This window comes from Streptomyces sp. NBC_00353 (assembly GCF_036108815.1).
GTDB lineage: Bacteria > Actinomycetota > Actinomycetes > Streptomycetales > Streptomycetaceae > Streptomyces.
This window is the reverse complement of the sequence record NZ_CP107985.1, coordinates 499,622-518,144: the sequence shown is the minus strand read 5'-3', so window position 1 is coordinate 518,144 and position 18,523 is coordinate 499,622. Positions and strand designations below refer to the sequence as shown.

The window sequence follows — 18,523 nt, the reverse complement described above, 5'->3', positions numbered from 1 at the left end:
GTATCCACTACTCTCCCCGGATCCGGACAGTCGCTTGCCAGGAGGCGATTTCGTGTCCCTACGACGCCAGTCCCGAGGCTTCATGCCCGGTGGTGAGCTCCACGCATGGGGACTGTTCAGCCGCAACCTCTGGCTCGACGACATGATGGGTGACCTCTACACCGTCCTGGACCTGCTCGCACCCCACGTCGAAGAACCTGGCTACAGCGGGTACTTCCGGGAGGAGTTCGACACCGAGCCGACCGTCTTCATGTTCCGAGACGGCACCTTCGGGCCACTGAAACTCTGAATCCAGTTCAGTCCCTGAACGCCGAAAGGGTTAAAGAACTTCCCAATGACGATGTCAAGCCGCTGCCGTGACGGTTGGTAGGGCCTCGTAACATGCTCCGTCGCGGATCATGGCCCACAGGACATTGGCTCGTCGACGAGCCAGAGCGAGCAAGGCTTGCTTGTGGCCCTTCCCCTCGTTGCGCTTTCGTGCGTAGTAGGCCTGGGAGGCGGAGCAGGTTCTCAGGCTGGCCATCGCGGAGAGATAGAAGGCCCGGAGCAGGCCTCGGTGGTAGCGGCGTGGGCGGCGCATGTTGCCGCTGACGCGTCCGGAGTCCCGCGGCACGGGTGAGAGGCCGGCGAAGGACGCCAGGCGGTCGGCCGTGCCGAAAGTTTCCATGTCTCCGCCGGTAGCGGCGATGAACTCGGCACCGAGGAGGGAGCCCATGCCAGGCAGGCTCCGGATCACCGTAGCGTGTCGGTGCTCGCTGAACCGGCCCTCGATGAGCGCGTCGAGTTCGGCGATCTCCTCGTTGAGAGCCAGCACGCCCTTGGCGATCCGGGCCACCATGGCGGCCGCGAGAGTCTCACCCGGCAGTGCGGTGTGCTGCGACTTGGCCGCCTCGACGGCCGTCTCGGCGAGCGCTGCTGCATTCTTCACCTTGCGGTTCTTCAGCCAGGTTCCGATCCGGCTGGCCCCGCTGCGGCGGATCGCGGCCGGCGCCTGGTAACCGGTCAGCAGCACGACCGGACCCTTCTTGCTCAAGTTCAACGCCCGCTCCAGAGCAGGGAAGAACTCAAGTAGCTGAGCTCGCAGTCGGTTGGTCTGACGGGTGCGGTCGTTGACCAGGTCAAGGCGGCGGGCGGTCAGGGTGCGCAGGTCGACGGCTATCTCGTCACCGGGCCGCAGGAGACCGAGGTCCTGGCGCATACGTGCCTGGTCAGCGATGACGAACGCGTCCTTCTCGTCCGTCTTGCCCTGACCCCGGTAGGCCGTCGACGCCTGGTGCACGGCGAGGCCGGTGATGTAGACCATCGGCTGCCGGTGGTTGAGCAGAAGGCCGATCAACAGCGCGGCGCCGCCATGGTTGATGTCCACCGCCCACAGGGCGTCCTCGCACAGCGCGAGTACGTCTGCGATGAGCTCCAGCAGAGCCTGTTCGTCGTTGAAAACTCGGCGGGAAAGGAGGCGTTCGCCTCGCTCGTCGACCACCACACAGTGGTGGTGTTCCTTGCCGATGTCCACTCCGGCCCAGATCTGGGGCACGGGTCACCTCCGCCAGCTCGTCGTCACACACGGACCCGCAGACGACCTCGCCGACGTTGTCCTACACAGCGATCAAGTCGCGTATCCCAATTAGCGGTCGAGTCGTCGCGGGGCTCCGGGCGGCCAAGTTCTTTGAGCCATGGAACGGCGACAAGCTCACAGCCATACCCAGAACCCCCGGGCCCGCTGATCTTACGAAGGACCAGCTCAGACCCACGCTTGGAAGGTAGGACAAGCTGAGTACCTGTTCCTGAGCCGTTCATGACAGGTATGAGCGTTACGCTTCGACGGGTTCGCCCCGTTCGAGGGGTGCGGGGGTTCGATCACGGGGGTGGGGCAGATGGGGCTCAACAGGCACGGGCGCAGGCTCGTCGCGCGCGGAGCGGGGTACGGACTGGCACTGCTGGCCGTGACTTCGTGCACGGCGGCTCCACCGTCGGGATCCGCGCCGCCGAAGTCGCAGCAGACGCAGGCCTCACCCACTGCGTCACCCTCGCCGCCCAAGCCGGCATCCTCGTCGGGGCCCGCCGTCCCGGTCGGGGCGGCTCGGCCTACGGTCGCCGACGGGCCGATGCTGGCGTCGGTCCGCAAGAGCATGAACTCGCTGTCGTCCTACGAGATGCCGTCCGACGAGTTCGTAGCGGTGATCCGGCGGGATGCGCCGGACGCCGGTGAGCTCCTGTGGATGAAGGACGACCGTAGTTACTGTTCCGCGATCGTTCGCGAGGGGCTGGCCAGGATCGAGTGCGGGTCCCTGCCGGAGAGCTGGCCGCGCAAGGGCGTCCTGAACGTGACGACGGGCGAGCCGTACCAGGAGAAGCCCGGCGAGCAGCCCAGCCTGTTCGTCTTCCTTGCCATCGTCGAGGGCGAGCACGGCCCGTACGACTACAAGGGGGCGATGTCAGAGGCGGCGGGCCCGATCCACGACGCCGTCGTGACCTTCGGTTCGGGCCGCAAGTTGGGCCTGATCTCCTACGAGAAGCACTCGCGCCAGATTCCGAAGACGGAGATCTGCGGCGCGGACGGCGCCGTGTGCTTCCCGGCCTACTACCCGAACCGCTAGGTTCTGTCCCGCCGGTCTTGGACCGTGAGGCGAATGCCGCCGTCCGTGTGCTCTAGCGGGAGCGTTTGCCTCACGGCGTCGTGTCAGTGGCGCTGAGCGTGTGGTCAGTGCGCGCTTACGGTGCCAAGCGCCGGTGGAGATAGCGGGAGGCTGAGTTCAGCTGCCCCTGCTGCGGTGCTGACGGGCCGTGCAGCTCCGTGCGAGGGTGCGTGAGTCGGAAGGCGCGGTTGGCGTTCGCGGCGGTGACCGCGGTCAGTCCCGCTGGGCCTCGCGTGAGGCGGGCTGGCCGGTCCGGCGGGAGGTGCGGCGGGTGATTCGCCTGGTCATCAGCGTGATCGCGACCCAGGTGATGAGCGACTCGGAGTGCTGGATGAGCCGTTCGTAGTCGCGGCCGTGCCGACGGGCGTGAATGACCCAGGCGATCGACCGTTCTACCACCCAGCGGCGGGGCAGAACGACGAACCCCTTCGCGTCCTTGGGTCGGCTGACCGTCTTGACAGTGAGGTTCAGGTACTTCTTCGCCCAGGTCACGAGCTGTCCGGCGTAGGCCGAGTCGGCCCGGACAATCGTGATCTCCGGGTGCATCAGCCGCAGCCGGAACAGCACTTCCTTGGCCGCGTCGCGGTCGGTGATGTCGGCCGGGGTGACCATCACGAACAGTGGCAGGCCCTTGGTATCCACGACCAGGTGGCGCTTGCGGCCGTTGATCTTCTTCGCCGCGTTGTAGCCGCGTGAGTCCTTGCCCACGGTTTCGGCGGCCCTTCACGGACTGCGAGTCGATGATGGTGGCGACCGCCCCCGGGCGATCGGCCCATGTCCCGGCGGACGCGCTTGCGGAGCTGGTCACGGATCTGCCCGATCACCCCGGCTACCGCCCAGCGGGCCATGACTCAAGCATGTACAGGCTGTCATCGCTCTCGCCCGCCGGCGGGCCGATGTGCTCTGGGCTCTCCTGCGCGACAACCGGGTGTTCACCCCTGCCCCGTTAACCGCCCAAGCAGCCTGACTTGGGCATTGAGACTCCACTACCCGGGCGGTACCGTGCCGCAAGCATCTCGGAGGGGCATCAGACCATGGACCCAGAACGCGAATCCCGAGACTCGGTCGAGGCAGAGTGGGACTTTCAAGCGCGTGCCGCAACGCAATGGGACGAGCGCTCCCGAGGCTCCGCTACGACATGGGTACCGCCGATCATGGGAGCCCTCGTGGACGCGGCGCGGAACAGCACACTCGGCCGGTTCTATCCCTTCACCAGCCACGCCAGGCTTTGTTTCAGCACTGGTCGGCGGCATTGGCTGGGGGAGGGCAACGTTCTCCCCGTGTGTATCGCCCTTCTTCCCGGAGGCAGCTACTCGGTGGCGCAGAAGCATGATCCGACCGAGATTCTGCTCGAAACGACCAGCGCTGAGGAGTCCGTGGCGACGGCTATAACGGCGCTCCAGGAGTACCTTCAGGCGTAAGCGCCGGACCACCGCTGGGCCGTCCGAGGGCGGCGAAGGGCAACCAGCGGTGGCAGCGGGCGACCCATCAGCCTCAGGTCAGCGCCTACTCTGACGGTGGGTCCGCAGGTCGGTGAGGCGGGAGTGAAGGCCGAGGCCAAGAGGTACGTCGGCTCCCAGCAGCCTGACGCATGCAACTTGCCCACGGACTCTAGTGTCGGCGGCTTGACTCGGCCATTGAGACGCCTGGTGCGGCCTTCCGGTTCGGCGTCCGGTGCGCCTTCGTTCACCGTGGTTCTGCTCTCCAGAATTTACATGTCTTGTAGGCGAACCCGGCGCACGCTGTCGTCCGTGACTCAGTCACCCGTCAGTCCACCGGGAACGCCGGAGTACCGGACTGGGACGCCGGACTCGCCTCCTACGAGGCGGTCTGCGTCGAGCACTGCCGCCGGGTGCAGTCCACCGCCCGCGCGTGGGGCGACCTGTGGCACCTGGACGGCGAGAAGCGGCTGCAGCGCAACGCGATCATGCGCGGGCGTGATGCCCACGACTACGGCTTCACCGACTGGGTGTACGGTCCCACCGCGCTGGCCCCGGACGAGGAACCCGCGATGTTCGTCCCCATCGCGCTGTCCTCGGCCCGGCCGGGAGATGGACACCGCGGGTGCGCTCGCACGGACGGACCTCGAGGGCGCGGGCGCCCCTGCGTTCGTGGGAGGCATCGCCGAGTGACCGACGCCTTCCAGTACATGGCGGCACGGACACCGTTCGGCCGGTTCAGCTGCGCGCTGGGCCGGCGTCCGCCCAGATGATCTGGCGGCCACACGCTGATGGGCGTACTGGCCAAGGCCCATGTACCTCGACCCGGCCGCGGTCGACGACGTGGTGTGGGGCAGCGTCAGCAGCGAGCGATGGATGGGGGAGGCCATCAGCGACATCGAGGACGGACTGACGACGGCTGGGCGCCTCGAGCCCCATCAACGCCACTTTCGGGGCGTTCTTGCGATGGCCCAGCTCGACTTCGTCGGCCAGAACTGGGATCGTGCCGACTGGAAGCTGACGCGTAATCAGATGCTCGATGAACTCAGCGCCAGTTGGGTACAGCTACTGACCTGACCACGCCCGCGGGGGACCGCTTGAACAGCGCGGCCCTGCCCTCCGTCGCATGCCGACGAGGGCGGTCACTTTGCTACGAAGCTGACCTTGAACATGCGGGGCCAGAGCTTGCCGGTGATCAAAAACAGGTTGGTTCCTGGCACGGCGGCGATGCCGTTGAGTGCTTGGGCTCCGCTGCGTTCGGATGGGGTCAGGAGTCCGGTGGCGTCGATGTGTGCGGTGACGGTGCCGGTGCTGGGGTCGATGCGCACGATCGTGTCCGTCGGGTACACGTTCGAGTAGATGAAGCCGTCGGGCGCGCATTCCAGCTCGTTGAGCCCTGTCACGGGTTGGCCGTCCTGGCGCACGTCGATGCTGCCTGTTGCCTTGAAGGTGTTGGGGTCGCGGAACGTGAGCCGGTCGGTGCCATTGCTCATCACGAGCTGTTGCCGCCCGGAGAAGCGTTGGTGGCACAGGCCCCAGCCTTCGCCCTGGTAGGTGACACGGCGACGTTCTGCGAGTGTGGTGGGGTCGCGCTCGATGGCGGTGCCGTTGCGCCAGGTGAGTTGCCAGAGTTTGTCGCCGGACAGGGTGATGCCCTCGCCGAACAAGGGCGCCTGCAGCTCGGCGTACACGGTGGGCGACTTGCCCGGCCGTCCGGCGCGCAGCGAGGACCGGCCGACCAGGCCCGTGCTTTCGTAGAGGCTGCCGCCGCGGAACTCCAGGCCCTGGGTGAAGGCTTGCGGGTCGTGGGGGAGGGTGTCTCGCACTTCTGCTCGCAGCAACGGCACGCCGTGTGAATCGGCCCCGAGGTGCACTTGGCGGCTGGTCGCGGTCACGTCCTTGCCGCCGGGGCTGCACGCTGCGACAGTGCCGGGGAGCAGCGCCCCGACCAGCACCGCCAACACGACCGCCCGTGGGAGGTTGCCCGATCCGGTCCGCGGCGGGAGTGCGTCGCCGTCGGTATTGGTTTCACCGCTTCTGGGGCCCGCCGACAGTACCGACGGCCTCCCACCCGACATCCGGAACGCTGCGCGGCCTGCGGCTGGTGTTCCCTGACACACAGAGTCCTCCCCTGCTGGTTCGCCATACGAGGGCGCCGGGTTGAGCCGGACCACTGACGTCTCGAGACCTCGGCACGAGACGTGCGATGTGCGCGGCTGCTCGGCCTCGAAGGTGTGATCTGCCCGCCGATCCGGATCGTTGGTGTGCGCAGCGTGGCGGGCGGGAGTGGTCGGCGGTGGAAGATCTGCACACGGCGCCGTTACGCAACCGGGCCACCGCCATGGGATGGGGTGGCTCGCTCGGAAGGTCGTTGTCATTCGGTGGTCTTCGTGAAGGTCTGGTTGGTGTTGCTGCCGCCGGAGCTGATGATGTTGTTGCTGGTGCTGACGTTGCTGAACATCGTGAGGATGCCGTTGGGGTTGGTCGGCAGGATCGATCCCCCACCGTCGTTCCCGCCGTTGCAGGTGCCGCCGGTGACCGTCGTCGGATTGCTCACGGTGGCCGACCCGCTGCCGCCGCCGCAGACGGTGGCCGTGTTGATGAACGTGCAGGGCAATGCCCACAAGCACGCACAGCGTCCAGCGCGCCGTCCACTGGGCCAACCGGTGAATATTCATCAGGACTCTTTCTTGTTCTCCAGAGTGCCCAGGGGTTCGGATACCGCACCCATCAGGAGCGGGCGGGATCAGGCATGATGCCTGGACAGGCAACGGGACTCGGCTACATCGATGAGGGGGCGGAGACCGGTTTCACCCGATCGCCCAGGCGAACACCGGCTGAATGGGCGCATCGGATGCCACAGAGTGCCTCATGGCCACCGTCAGCTCGCCACGGGGAGATCGAGGAGCCGGTCAGAAGTGAGGATCGCCTGGTGCATTCGGCGCAGCGACCGGCAGGGCTCCAGGCCCAGTGCGGATCTGCGGACGGGCTGTGCGGAGCGGTACACCGGGAGCGTCTCCGCCTGCCGCTCCGAGCGGTACGGCACCAGCATCAGCTGGCGGTAGAAGGACTTCCGCAACGGGTACTCGGCGGTGAGGGTGTTCAGCAGGCTGATGACCTCGCGGTGCCGGCCGAGCGCCGTACTGGCATCGACGGAAGGCTCCAGGAAGGCGAGCCGCTCCTCCTCCACCCAGGTGGAGAAGCGGGTCAGCACCGGGCCCTCGGGAGTGCCGTCGAGCACCGGGCCGCGTACGAGCGACAGTGCCCGGCCGAAGCCGTCGAGGGCGGCCTCGAACCGGCCGGCCGATCGCTGATGTCCGGCCCCACCTGCACCCAAGCCGCACATGACTGTTCAACCTGGATCGTCCTTGACGACGGTCCCCTCGAGCTCGGTAGCCCGCGCCGAACACAGCCAGTTCCTCAGGGCCTTTGCGTGATCGCGACTTGGTCTTCTGAATGTGTGCGTCATCCCGATCGGAGCGCGGGCACCGCAACCTCACGGTGCCCGATCCACGCATCTGATGGCTCGCATCGGGCCGTGATCGCTACGCTGGGGCAGGTCAATGCCTGGGAGGGAGCTGGCAATGTCGTTCAGCTACTACGTTTACGTCAGCGACAGCAAGATCGACATGCTGTTGCCGCAGATCGATCCCAGGTTCGGGGCGAAGCGCCAGACGGAGCTGGGCGTGAATCTCACGGTGCTGTCGGCGAAGCGAACGACCGAGGGCCCGTCCGACGACCGGATCCGCCGGCTGGAGACCGTCGTCGGGTACCTGCGCGATCGCGGTGATCTCGGATCGGTGGACGAGCCGGGTCAGTTCTTCTGGGGGCTGCTGCCGATGCGCTGGGGGGCGTTCCCCGGCGATCCCACGTCCTCGCTGGTGTTCTTCGGCGGGCGGAGCGAGAACACCGTCGTCGGGCTGGGCGGCTCGTACAAGCATGTGTGGGACTCCGTGCCGGACGCCGAGGCGCGCGGGGTGGGGCGCTCGATGATGTCGTCGATGCTCGACGGGCTGGGAGTCACTTCGGACCTCGAGGACGAGTACGTCGCCGACGCGGTGGACGGCGACCTCGACCGGGCCGATCGTGCCGCGCTCGCCCGGGTGCAGGGCGCCGTGGCGAGCCTGCGGTGGCCTGCGCAGAACGTCGAGTTCGTGGCCAAGCGCCTGCTGCACGGCGACAGCCCGGACGGCACGGCCAGGTCGGTCCTGCTCGGGACACCGGTGTACGTCGCCACCATCGACTGACGACGATGGCGACGTGGCGCCGAGGGGACCTGATCCTCGACCTCTACGAGGTCCTGGACGTGGTGCGCACCGGCGGCATGGGACTGGTGCACCGGGTCCGGCACCACGGCTGGGACATCGACCTGGCGGTGAAGACCCCGCGCCGGGCACTGGTCCGCTCGCCGGACGCGATCCGGGACTTCGAACGGGAAGCCGAGGTGTGGGTCGGGCTGGGCCTGCACCCGCACATCGCGAACTGCGTCTACGTCCGCACCCTCGACGGCGTGCCCCGGGTCTTCGCGGAGTGGGCGGACGGCGGCAGCCTGGCCGAAGCCGTCCGGAGCCGGAGCCTCTACGGGACCGAGCCCCTGGGAGCGGTGCTGGACGTCGCCATCCAGTCCGCGTGGGGGCTCGACCACGCGCACGAGAACGGGGTCGTGCACCAGGACGTCAAGCCCGCCAACGTGATGCTCACCCGGGACGGAACGGTCAAGGTCACCGACTTCGGCATGGCCCGGGCCCGCATGGCCACCGGGCAGGAAGCCGGGGACGCGGATCCGTTCGTCAGCGGCGGCGGCCTGACTCCCGCGTACTGCTCGCCCGAACAGGCGCGGTCGCCGGGCGGGCTCACGACGGCCACGGACACCTGGTCCTGGGCGGTCACCATCCTCGAAATGTTCCTCGGCCGGCCACCGGACCCGGACGGGACCGCGGCGGGCGGCGTCTTCGACGGCTTCGCCCGCTCCGGGGCCCCGGACGCGGTCCTGCCGGTGCCGGCCGAGGTGGCGGACGTGCTGCGCGAGTGCTTCACCGAGGACCCGGCCGCGCGTCCCGCCCGGCTCGGGCCGCTCGCGGAGCGCCTGATCCGGGTGCACGAGCGGGAAGTCGGCCCGTATCCCCGGCGCGCTCCGGTGGCGGCCACTCTGCTCGCCGACGGCTTGTCCAACCACGCGCTGTCCATGCTGGACCTCGGCCGCCGCGACAGCGCCGAGGAGCTGTGGACCCGGGCTCTGCGGGCGGATCCGCACCACCCGCACGCCCGCTACAACCGCGGGCTGCACCGATGGCGGACCGGGGTGATCACCGACGCCGAACTGGTCGACGAACTGGAGTCCTTGCGGTTCGGGGATCCGGGTGACGGTGTCGGGGAGTACCTGCTCGCGCTCGTGCACCGAGAACGCGGCGATCCGGTCGCGGCGGCCACACTGCTGCGGGACGCGGACGCGCGGACGCCCGGCGATCCGCAGATCGCCGACGCGCTCGCGTCGGTCGAGCACGCACCCGCCCCCGCGCAGTCGGTCCTGCCGGGGGAGCACGAAGACTGGATCGCCGCCCTCGCGTTGACCCCGGACGGCCAGGTCGCGGTCTCGGCCGACGGCTCCGGCGGGCTGCGGATCTGGGACGTCCCGACGAAGGAGTGCCGGCAACAGTTCCAGCTCGAGAAGTATCGTGCCTCGGCCGTGGCGGTGCGCGACGACGGACAGCTCGTGGTCGTCGGCGGGGGTGTCGGGCGGGCGCTCGTGCTCGACCTCGAAGCCGCGGCCGGGTTCGAACTGCCCGGCCACCCCAGCTGGGTGGGCCTGGTCGCGCTGACGGCGGACCAGCGGCACGCGGTCACCAGCGGCTTCGAAGGGGAAACCGTCACCTGGGACCTCGAGACGCGCGAGCCCCTGGACGTCCGGCAGTTCGAGAGCAAGGCGGACGTCCTCGGGGCACAGGGCACCCTGTGCTCCGTCATCGACTACCAGCGCCACACGAACTCCGTGTACGACGTCCGCACGGGCGAGCTGGTGCACCGGTTCGACCGCACCGTGATGTCGGCGCGGTTCAGCGGCGACGGCCGCCTCGCCGTGGTCGACCTCGGCAGCACGGACGTCCGCCTGGTCGATCTCGAGTCCGGCGAACCGCGGCAGGAGCTGAAGACCGGCTTCGGCCGGGTCGCCGTCAACCTGGACGGGACGGTCGGCTTCTCCAGCGGTGGCCGGGACGAGCCGTCGAGAGTGTGGGACCTGGGCAGTGGCCGGTGCCGCCTGTCCCTTGACCCGACGCCCGACACCAAGGAGGTCGTGCTCAGCGCGGCCGGGCGGGTCGCGGTCACCGCCGAGGGGAAGTCCGTGCGGGTGTGGCACCTGCCGCCCGCGGGACCGCCGGCTCCGTGGAGCTACGTCCGCCCGCACGAAGCCCCGGACGTCGCCGCCACCGCCGCCCGGGCGGCCGCGCTGCTGGCGGAGGCGGCCACGCTGGCCGGCACCGGACGGCACGACGACGCGGCGGGTCTGATCCGCGCCGCCCGCGCGCTGCCCGGGCACCGGCGCCACACCGAGCCGGTGCGTCTCTGGCGCCGCCTCGGCGCCCTCGGCCGCCGTACCGAGCTCGCCGACGCCTGGTCCGCGGGCCGGATCGTCCCGGAGGACGGCCGGTCGTGGGCCCTGGAGTTCAGCGGCCGCAGCCCCACCGCGCTCGCCCGCGCCGGGAGCGGCGCCGAAGCGTGGGTCTTCGACGTCGAGACCGGGCAGCTGCTGCACACGCTCAGCCTGCACACCGGCCACATCAGCGCCGTGGCGATGACCGCCGACGGCCGGCTCGCGGTGTCCGGGGGCGAGGACGGCCGGGTCGTCGCCTGGCACCCGCGCGACAGGCGGATCGTCCAGCTGTTCACCAGCCCCCGCGACCACGTGTACTACGTCGCGGTCAGCGAGGACGGCCAAGTGGCTCTCGCGGGAACCGCCGACGGCCTGGTCACGGCCTGGGACATCGTCAGCGGCCGGACCATCGGGCGCTGGGAGGCGCACTCGGGGGCGGTGCTGGGCGTGGCCGTCAGCGCCGATCACCGCTACGGGCTCTCGCGCGGCCAGGACGTCAGCGTGAAGATCTGGGATCTGCGCGCAGGCGAGCTCCGGTGGGTGCTGCGCGGGCACCACGAGTGGATCGGCGCCGCGCGGCTGAGCGACGACAGCCGGTTCGTGGTCACCGGTGGCGCCGACGCAGCGGTGCGGGTCTGGCGGACCGCCGACGGACAGTGCGAGGTGGTACTCACCGGGCACATGGACGCCGTGGTCGACGTCCTGCCGAGCCCGGACGCCCGGCGGCTGCTGTCCTGCTCGGTGGACGGCACCGTCCGGCTCTGGGACGTCGTGGGCGCGCGCTGCGTCCACGTCCTGGCCGGGCACGTAGGCATCGTGCGGAGTCTGGCTGTCACACCGGACTTCCGGCTCGCGGCGTCGGGCGGGGAGGACCGGAAGGCCCGGTTGTGGGACCTCACCACCGGCCGGCAACTGCGTGCCTTCACCGGCTTTTCGGCCGCGGTCACGCACGTCGCGCTGGCCCCCGACGGCACCCTGCTCCTGGCCGGCGACGAGCACGGGCGCCTGCTGACCTGGGCCCTGGACTGGGAATACGACTTCGGCTCGGCGACCGGCTCCCTACGGCCGGAGGCCGAGCCCACGCTCGACGAGCTGCGGGCCGAGGTCGCCGTTCCGCTGCCTTCCCGCGACGACAGCCGCCCGGCGCTCGTCGAGGCGTTCGCCCGCCTCGGCGACGGGCAGCGGCACGCCGTCACCCGCACCCTGGAGCTCGCCGGCGAACTGGACAAGATCGTTTCGCGCACCGATACCGGCTATCGGCTGTACGTACGCTTCGTGGCCGAGGACGCGGCGACCCGGGAGCCCACACAGATACCGAGCACGGCCGAACGACTCGCGCTGCTGCTGCGACCGGAGGCAGAGTTGAACCGGTCCGAGGAGTTCTGGGCCGGCTACTTCGCCGAGCAGCTCCAGGACGACCTCGTCACGCTGGCTGAGGCCGCCCCGGTCCTGCACCGCGAGGGCGAACTGGCCGCAGCCGAGCACGCATGGCAACTCGTCGTCGACGTCCGCTCCCACCTCTGGGACGCCGGGCACGTCGAAACCCAGGGCGCGATGCTCGGCTGGGCCGCGGTCCTCACCGACCTGCACCGGGAGCCGGAGGCCTTGGCGCTGGTCCGGGCGGTGACCGGAGAGCGCGCACAGGACCTGGGGCCGGACCACCCGGCCACCCTGGAGGCGACCGCGGCGCTCGCGTCCCTGCTCTCGGCGAGCGGCGAACAGGCGGAAGCGGAACGGATGTACGCCGACCTGCTGCCCCGGCTCGTGAGGCGCTTCGGCCGCGACGACGGCCGGACGCTCGACGCCCGGGTGGGGCTGGCGCGGGTGCACCACCGGCTCGGGCGACCGGGCGACGCCGAGCCGGTCCTGCGCGAGGTGCTGGCGAAACGGCGGCTGCGGCTGGGCGACGACCACCCGGACACGCTGGCCGTCCAGACCGAGCTGGACAGCGTGCGGGGGCAGGCACCGACGCCGGAGAAGCCGGCGCGGCGGCGATGGAGGAGGCGGCGATGATCCCGGGGCGGTCCAGTATCGAAGCCCTGATCACCAGCAAGGTATTCATGGGCGAGATCGGGGCGTTCTTCCCCGTGAGCATGACGTTGCGAGGCGACGAGTTCGCGGCCGTGTTCATGATGCGCGCCAGTCAGCTCGGGCATCGGACTACCGGGCCGTACACGCCCGACCGGCCACCGGCCGACGCGATGAACTGGGCTCAGCTGCGGACGGGGATGGGCATGGCGGGGCGCTTTCCCTCTTTCCGGATCGACGCGAGCGGCCTGTGGCCGCGCATCCACGTCGAGCTGCTCGGTACCGCCGTCCGCGGGCTGATCGTGATGCCGGAGGAAGTGACCGCGGATTCGGTGAACGCGCCTTACCTCGGCGAGTGGCAGGAGCAGATCTCTTCCACGGTGCGGATCGCGCTCGACTGGATCGCCGGCTGGCTCACGGCCTGTCACCACCAGGCCGGCGGCACCGAGCCGTCGGTCGACCTCGATCTGGTCTATCGGCCGGACGACGATTACGAGACCCGCCTCGCCCAGGTCGACGAGCGGCTGCGGGAGCTCATCCCGCCGGTGCGCCCGGTCGTCGAGCTGCGCTGGCGCTCTGTCAGTCCGGCCCAGCGCAAGGCCTTTGCGAAGAACCTGAAAGGCGCCCGAAGGATCGGGACTCGGTCCGACCGGCGACTGAGCTGCCGGATCGGCGGTATCGAGCTGGAAGTGCCGGGCTGAGGAAGGCCTCCGTGAACACATTCCAACACCCCGATGTCGACCGCAAGTTGGACGCGCCTGCGCAACGATGAGCTCCCGGTGGACGGGTTCTCGACCAAGATCACCCGTGTCCGCCAGGAGCTTCGCATGCTTGTCGACCCATCCTTGATCGATCTGTCCAGCCGAACCCTGCGGTTCCTTACCGGTCAACTGGCCGCGGCGGCAGGCGAAGATATCGGTACACGGTGGCGACGCCTGCCCGTCGGCCACCAGGCTCTGCTCGCCCTCGCGCACCCGCGGTGCGGTGATACCTACGCCAGCTCGCTGCCGGATTCGGCATCGGGATCGGGATCGCCACGGTCTACCGCTGCATACGCGAAGCCGTCGAGGCCCTGGCCGCCCTCGCGCCTTCGCTCGCCGAGGCGATGCGGACGATCCGCGAGAAGGCGATTGTGATCCTGGACGGCACCCTGCTGCCGATCGACCGGATCGCTGCGGACACCCGTACCACTCCGGGAAACACGAGCGCCACGGCATGAACATCCAGGTTCTCACCGATCCGTTCGGACACCTGGTCTGGGCCTCGCCCGCCCTGCCCGGATCGACCCACGACCTCACTGCTGCCCGACATCACCGGATCATCGACGCGCTCACCGAGGCGGGCCTGAAGTGCTGGGCGGACAAGACGTCAAGGCGCCGGAGAAGCACAGGCAGGTGAGGCATTTCGCCACTGAATGAGAGCCAAGCTCAGATGGTCCTCAAGACTTTGCGTTTCGGGTTCCACGAGCAGGAGCGGGGTGCCATGTTGATCTCCACGCGGAACACGACCGTGAGTCGCGGGGTACTGCCATCAGGCAACTAAGGAGACGAACATGTTTGGAACAATGGGCCCGGGAGCCATGATCGCCGCAGCCGTCACGGTCGTTGCCATCGCAGGTCTCGCCATAGTTGCTGCCCGGTGGTTCAGGGCGAGGGAGCGGTAGGCCGGAGGCGAAGCGGAAGAGCACTGGCGAACGTCTGACCGGGATATCCGCAGCTCAGGGTGGGGGCACCATGGACAAGAAGCACAAGCTGGTTCTGGCTGCAGTGGCAGCTCTACTCGCCGCCGTGCCGGCCACGTTGGTGATACAGGACAGGATCGAGACAGCAGAGCGGGAGTCGCTTGAGCAAGCGGCTCTGAAGATCTTCCAGCGCGACGCCGACCTCGCCACGGCGGAGTGGCGGAGCTATGAGCCACCAGCGGACAAGGTGTGGGACAAGGCCATTGCCAGGGCTGCCATCTCCGACGTCGAGATGCAGGGTGACCGGGCCAAGGTATGGGTCGACGAGTTCACCACGCCGTACGCCACCGATCTGTCCGGCAAGGACTCGCAGCCGACCGAACCTTACGTGAGCTCCCACCTCTTCATCCTCGAGTCAGCAGGAGACGGCTGGCGGCTCGCCAAGGATCTGACCAAGTCCGAGCTCTACGACGGCTGACGTGCCGAGTGCGGCCGTCTCCGGGCCGTCCGAGGGCCCGCAGGGGCGACCAACACTGACAGCGCCATGTGCCATCAACGACGGCATACGCAGGCGGTCTTGAGCGGCCCTATTGGGTGTAGCCGTACCAGGAGAAGGGCTCTGTGGAGGCCGCACGATCGAACACAACGTCACCGCGTGATGCTGTCGAGTGGCCTGTTCTGGTGAGTGCCGGGCCTTGGACCGGTCACCGCGGCTGCCTCATGGCCGGCTCTCGCCACGGCGCTCGTTCTGTTGACCGGCTACCGGAAGCCGAGCGGCCCGGGCCGGGTCGGCGCGAGCCGACTGGCGACCTGGTTGAAGAACCGCAAGGTTCGCGGCGCCCACGTGGTGGGTGTGCAGGGTGTCCGGTGCTTGGGGCGGACTGTGCTGTGCTCGAGTTCCGGGGGAGGGGCGAAGACGTCATCGCCACCCTGTCCTGTGCTTCTGCCGTCGACCAGGGCATTTCGTCTCGGGGTTGGTGAGGCAGACTGGTGACGCCATGCAGCATCGCCACATGGCGACGCCCAACGACTGCACGTCCTCGACTTCGCCTACGACTGCGGAGGGCTCAACAAGCGCGCCGCCGGCACCTTTCCGTCAACGGGGCCACGGTGGGGAAGGCTGCATCGACAAGACGATGGGCGCGACTCGCTCGCCGGCGATTATGGCCCGTGGCACAACGACTTCACCGGCAAGATCACCGTCAAGCACTACGGAACGTTCGGCGTAACCCGCACGGGGCCGCGCCTCACGTCCGGCGGCGCGGCCTCGCCGCATGTTCTTCGGAGATGTGCGCCGTAAGGGCGATCGACGCGGTGGCCCGGTCGTAGGAGAGCTGGGCCACCCGCGCGTAGAGGCAGTCGATGATCAGCAGTACGGAGTGGCGCGAACCGAAGCCTCCGTGCCGGAAGCTCGTTTCCGCCGAGGTCGACGCGAGGTGGATTCCCGCGGCCTGGGCGGCCGGTGAGCGCGGGTCCGAGGTGATGGCGATGGTCGTGGCCCCGCGCTCGGCAGCCAGCTGAAGAGGGCTCAGCACCTCACGGGTACTGCCGGAGTGCGAGAGCGCGACGGCGACGTCGGCGGGCGTCAGCAGGGACGCCGAGGTCTCCGCGGCGTGCACCTCGGTCCAGCCCCGGGCCTGGCAGCCGATACCGAACAGACGGGCTTCTGCCTCACGGGCCAGGACCCCGGACATACCCACTCCGTAGACGTCGATGCGGCGGGCCCTGGCCAGGGCCCGAGCCGCACTCTCGAGTGCGTTACGGTCCAGCCGTTCCACGGTGCCGCGCAAGGCTTGGAGATCGGCGTGTGCGATGACGTCGATGACCTGGTCCAGGCTGTCGTCGGGACCGATGTCCGGCCCCAGCGGGCGTTCCTGCGGGAGCTGCCCCTGCTCCTTGGCGAGTTCGAGCAGCAGCGCCTGGTACGAGTCGAGTCCGAGGGCCTGGCAGAAGCGGGTGACGGTCGCCTGCGAGGTCCCGGTGCGCCGGCCGAGGTCGGCCGCCGACGTGTGGGCCAGGGCCGCCGGATCGGCCATGACCTGCTCGCCGACCTTGCGCAGCGAGACGGTCAGCCTGGGCAGTTCGGAGTGGATCAGGTCTGTGATCACGGTGGACTCGGCTCGATTCGATGCGGTGGCGCCCAAGTGAATTCGGGTTCGGAAGATCTCTTGTCTGGACGTGACTCTACCAACCACTATGCAGCGTGATTTCTGAATCCTTCGAACAACCTCTGGTGATCGGAATCGACGCGGGCGGCACCCGGGTACGGGCGTACTGCGCCGATGCGAGAGGCCGCGTGGTCGGTATGGGCGACAGCGGCCCCGGCAATGCACTCAGCGTGCCGCCTGCCGATCTCGTACGGCACTTGACCCAGGCCATGGGCACTGCCGCACCGGAGGGTGTGCGTAGCGGAGTGACGGCGGTGGCGGGCGGTTTCGCGGGCGCCGGGCCTGGGCGCGGACGGGACACCGCGGCCTCCTGTCTGGCCGAGGCTCTTGAAGCACTGGACATCAGCGCCGTGGCGGCCGAGGTGTACGGGGACGCGGACGTCGCCTTTGCCTCGGGGCCGGGGGCGCCCGCCGACGGACTCGTCCTCATCGCCGGGACCGGCGCGATCGCCGGCCGGGTGGTGGGGCGGCGCTGCGCGCAGACCGTGGACGGACACGGCTGGCTGCTCGGCGACAAGGGCAGCGGGTTCTGGCTCGGCCGGGAGGCGGTGCGGGCCGCCGTGCTTGCGCTGGACGGGCGGGGGCCGTGGGGACCACTGGTCGGATCGGTGCTGGAACAGATCACTCCCGACAGTCCGGATGCCGGCCTGCCGCTGGCGGAGCGCACTCGCCTGAGAGACGCCATCGCGGACTGGGCCTACTCCCGGCCTCCGGTGGCGCTGGCGCGGCTGAGTCCCCTGGTGGTCGCGGCCGGGGCCGATGGCGATCCGACGGCGCGGTCGCTGCTCGACCGGGCCGCCGATGAACTGGCCGACAAGGTCGGCGCGCTGGCCCCGCGCAGCGGCGAACTCCTCGTGACCACCGGAGGACTGATAGGACCCGAGGGGCCGCTGGCGGAGCGCCTGGCGGAACGCGTGAGGCCGATGGGGCTGCGTGTCGCCGCTGTGCGCGACGGCGCCGCAGGGGCCGTGGCGCTGGCCCGGCTCTTGACGCGATGAAGTGGCTGGTTCATTGTTTCATCCGAATCGATATCTGTTGAATCAATCAATCGCACGAGAGTGGTGATCCTCATGGCCGAACCGCAGATCAGCGCGAAGCTTTTCGCCGACCGGGCACGCGCGTCGCTGGACGGAGCGATCGACACCAACGCGGCCGCGGTGGCCGCCGCCGCCCGGCTGTTCGCGGACTGTGTCGCCGCGGACGGAGTGATCCACGCGTTCGGCACGGGGCACTCGCAGGCCACCGCACTGGAGATCGCCGGGCGTGCGGGCGGTCTCATCCCCACCAACCGGATGAGCCTCGCCGACCTCGTGCTGCGGGGCGGCGAGGACCGTGCGGTGCTCGACGATCCCTTGCTCGAACGCCGACCAGGACTCGCCGCCCGGCTCTACGAACTGAGTACCCCGCGCCCGCAGGACCTCTTTGTGATCATCTCGAATTCGGGGGTCAACAACTCGATCGTCGATCTCGCCCAGTTGGTGACGGGCGAGGGGCATCTGCTGGTGGCGCTCACTTCGCTGGAGCACACCCGTTCGGTCCCCGCCCTGCATCCCAGCGGGCAGCGGCTCGCCGACCTCGCCGACGTGGTGCTCGACAACTGCGCGCCCGCCGGTGACGCGCTGCTGCCGCTGCCCGGCGGCGGCACTTTGTGCGGGGTGTCCACCATCGTCTCGGCCACGCTGGTGCAGATGGTGTTGGCCGAGAGTGTCGCCCTGCTCATGGCCGGGGGCCACGAGGTGCCCGTGTACATCTCCGCCAATCTGCCGGGCGGCTTCGAGCGCAACGCGAAGCTGGAAGCCCACTACGAGGGGCGGCTGCACCGCAACGGTCACTGACCCCCATGCCCAGCGGAACCTGCCTGCATCGGAACTCCCCTGCGCTCGGGTGCGAGCGTTGCCGTTCAGGCGTCGGTCACCGGTCGCTACCGTGGTGAATGTCGGGCCCGCTCCCGGCATCCACCGTGACCCTGAAGTGTCGTGGCA

The 18,523-nt window shown here is 69.2% G+C and carries 16 protein-coding genes and 2 pseudogenes; 13 read left to right on the top strand and 5 right to left on the bottom strand.

The window, feature by feature from the left end; genetic code table 11:
- Window positions 1-52: 52 nt before the first annotated feature.
- Window positions 53-289 carry a hypothetical protein gene (locus tag OHA88_RS02390; protein WP_328623994.1) on the top strand — a complete coding sequence of 79 codons (237 nt, stop codon included), beginning with the start codon at window positions 53-55 and terminating at the stop codon, window positions 287-289.
- 54 nt (window positions 290-343) lie between these two features.
- Here the strand turns inward: OHA88_RS02390 and OHA88_RS02385 are convergent, their stop codons facing one another.
- Window positions 344-1,534 (bottom strand): IS110 family transposase, encoded by a 1,191-nt coding sequence (locus OHA88_RS02385; RefSeq protein WP_328623720.1) that lies wholly within the window; start codon window positions 1,532-1,534, stop codon window positions 344-346.
- Window positions 1,535-2,105: 571 nt separating this feature from the next.
- Here OHA88_RS02385 and OHA88_RS02380 point away from each other — a divergent pair.
- Entirely contained in the window at window positions 2,106-2,597 is a 492-nt protein-coding gene (locus tag OHA88_RS02380) for a hypothetical protein (protein ID WP_328623993.1), read from the top strand.
- Between the two features lie 104 nt (window positions 2,598-2,701).
- Here the strand turns inward: OHA88_RS02380 and OHA88_RS02375 are convergent.
- Window positions 2,702-3,484 (bottom strand): annotated as a pseudogene (locus OHA88_RS02375) (IS5 family transposase); the annotation flags it as partial.
- A gap of 186 nt (window positions 3,485-3,670) precedes the next feature.
- On the opposite strand from OHA88_RS02375, the gene OHA88_RS44430 reads away from it, so the two are divergent.
- The 3 genes from OHA88_RS44430 (at window position 3,671) to OHA88_RS02360 (ending at window position 5,152) form a co-directional block, all read left to right on the top strand.
- Complete coding sequence (locus tag OHA88_RS44430; RefSeq protein WP_443044154.1) at window positions 3,671-4,057, top strand: DUF6193 family natural product biosynthesis protein; 387 nt, start codon at window positions 3,671-3,673, stop codon at window positions 4,055-4,057.
- 431 nt (window positions 4,058-4,488) lie between these two features.
- A complete protein-coding gene (locus tag OHA88_RS44425) occupies window positions 4,489-4,848 on the top strand; it encodes a hypothetical protein (protein WP_443044153.1) in 360 nt (119 codons plus the stop codon).
- A gap of 40 nt (window positions 4,849-4,888) precedes the next feature.
- Window positions 4,889-5,152 carry a hypothetical protein gene (locus OHA88_RS02360; protein ID WP_328623992.1) on the top strand — a complete coding sequence of 88 codons (264 nt, stop codon included), beginning with the start codon at window positions 4,889-4,891 and terminating at the stop codon, window positions 5,150-5,152.
- A gap of 65 nt (window positions 5,153-5,217) precedes the next feature.
- Here the strand turns inward: OHA88_RS02360 and OHA88_RS02355 are convergent, their stop codons facing one another.
- Window positions 5,218-6,039, bottom strand: coding sequence for a glutaminyl-peptide cyclotransferase (locus OHA88_RS02355; protein ID WP_328623991.1), 822 nt, complete (start codon window positions 6,037-6,039; stop codon window positions 5,218-5,220).
- Window positions 6,040-6,456: 417 nt separating this feature from the next.
- Here OHA88_RS02355 and OHA88_RS02350 point away from each other — a divergent pair, with 417 nt between their 5' ends.
- Complete coding sequence (locus tag OHA88_RS02350) at window positions 6,457-6,831, top strand: hypothetical protein (RefSeq protein ID WP_328623990.1); 375 nt, start codon at window positions 6,457-6,459, stop codon at window positions 6,829-6,831.
- Window positions 6,832-6,956: 125 nt separating this feature from the next.
- On the opposite strand, the gene OHA88_RS02345 is transcribed toward OHA88_RS02350, so the two are convergent.
- Window positions 6,957-7,421 carry an AfsR/SARP family transcriptional regulator gene (locus OHA88_RS02345; protein WP_328623989.1) on the bottom strand — a complete coding sequence of 155 codons (465 nt, stop codon included), beginning with the start codon at window positions 7,419-7,421 and terminating at the stop codon, window positions 6,957-6,959.
- A 238-nt stretch (window positions 7,422-7,659) separates the two neighbouring features.
- On the opposite strand from OHA88_RS02345, the gene OHA88_RS02340 reads away from it, so the two are divergent.
- The 5 genes and pseudogenes from OHA88_RS02340 to OHA88_RS02320 all read left to right on the top strand — a co-directional run bounded on the left by OHA88_RS02340 (window position 7,660) and on the right by OHA88_RS02320 (window position 14,851).
- Window positions 7,660-8,322 (top strand): DUF7019 family protein, encoded by a 663-nt coding sequence (locus OHA88_RS02340; protein ID WP_328623988.1) that lies wholly within the window; start codon window positions 7,660-7,662, stop codon window positions 8,320-8,322.
- A gap of 5 nt (window positions 8,323-8,327) precedes the next feature.
- Window positions 8,328-12,677, top strand: coding sequence for a WD40 repeat domain-containing serine/threonine protein kinase (locus OHA88_RS02335; protein ID WP_328623987.1), 4,350 nt, complete (start codon window positions 8,328-8,330; stop codon window positions 12,675-12,677).
- Window positions 12,659-13,393 (top strand): hypothetical protein, encoded by a 735-nt coding sequence (locus OHA88_RS02330; RefSeq protein ID WP_328623986.1) that lies wholly within the window; start codon window positions 12,659-12,661, stop codon window positions 13,391-13,393. Before OHA88_RS02335 ends, OHA88_RS02330 begins: the two co-directional genes overlap by 19 nt.
- Window positions 13,394-13,519: 126 nt before the next feature.
- A pseudogene (locus tag OHA88_RS02325) lies at window positions 13,520-14,087 on the top strand (transposase family protein); the annotation flags it as partial.
- Window positions 14,088-14,425: 338 nt separating this feature from the next.
- A complete protein-coding gene (locus OHA88_RS02320) occupies window positions 14,426-14,851 on the top strand; it encodes a hypothetical protein (RefSeq protein ID WP_328623985.1) in 426 nt (141 codons plus the stop codon).
- Between the two features lie 769 nt (window positions 14,852-15,620).
- On the opposite strand, the gene OHA88_RS02315 is transcribed toward OHA88_RS02320, so the two are convergent.
- Complete coding sequence (locus OHA88_RS02315; protein WP_328623984.1) at window positions 15,621-16,481, bottom strand: MurR/RpiR family transcriptional regulator; 861 nt, start codon at window positions 16,479-16,481, stop codon at window positions 15,621-15,623.
- A 95-nt stretch (window positions 16,482-16,576) separates the two neighbouring features.
- Between OHA88_RS02315 and OHA88_RS02310 the strand changes: the two genes are divergently transcribed.
- Window positions 16,577-17,539 (top strand): N-acetylglucosamine kinase, encoded by a 963-nt coding sequence (locus tag OHA88_RS02310; protein WP_328623983.1) that lies wholly within the window; start codon window positions 16,577-16,579, stop codon window positions 17,537-17,539.
- A 72-nt stretch (window positions 17,540-17,611) separates the two neighbouring features.
- On the top strand, window positions 17,612-18,376 hold the full coding sequence (locus OHA88_RS02305) for an SIS domain-containing protein (RefSeq protein WP_328623982.1): 765 nt from the start codon (window positions 17,612-17,614) through the stop codon (window positions 18,374-18,376).
- Window positions 18,377-18,523 lie beyond the last annotated feature (147 nt).

Bases quoted from the DNA above. Each gene is read 5' to 3' on its own strand.
- OHA88_RS02380 (WP_328623993.1), top strand. From the start codon at position 2,106: ATGCTGGCGTCGGTCCGCAAGAGCATGAACTCGCTGTCGTCCTACGAG.
- OHA88_RS44430 (WP_443044154.1), top strand. From the start codon at position 3,671: ATGGACCCAGAACGCGAATCCCGAGACTCGGTCGAGGCAGAGTGGGAC.
- OHA88_RS02360 (WP_328623992.1), top strand. From the start codon at position 4,889: ATGTACCTCGACCCGGCCGCGGTCGACGACGTGGTGTGGGGCAGCGTC.
- OHA88_RS02345 (WP_328623989.1), bottom strand. From the start codon at position 7,421: ATGTGCGGCTTGGGTGCAGGTGGGGCCGGACATCAGCGATCGGCCGGC.
- OHA88_RS02340 (WP_328623988.1), top strand. From the start codon at position 7,660: ATGTCGTTCAGCTACTACGTTTACGTCAGCGACAGCAAGATCGACATG.
- OHA88_RS02335 (WP_328623987.1), top strand. From the start codon at position 8,328: ATGGCGACGTGGCGCCGAGGGGACCTGATCCTCGACCTCTACGAGGTC.
- OHA88_RS02330 (WP_328623986.1), top strand. From the start codon at position 12,659: ATGGAGGAGGCGGCGATGATCCCGGGGCGGTCCAGTATCGAAGCCCTG.
- OHA88_RS02320 (WP_328623985.1), top strand. From the start codon at position 14,426: ATGGACAAGAAGCACAAGCTGGTTCTGGCTGCAGTGGCAGCTCTACTC.
- OHA88_RS02305 (WP_328623982.1), top strand. From the start codon at position 17,612: ATGGCCGAACCGCAGATCAGCGCGAAGCTTTTCGCCGACCGGGCACGC.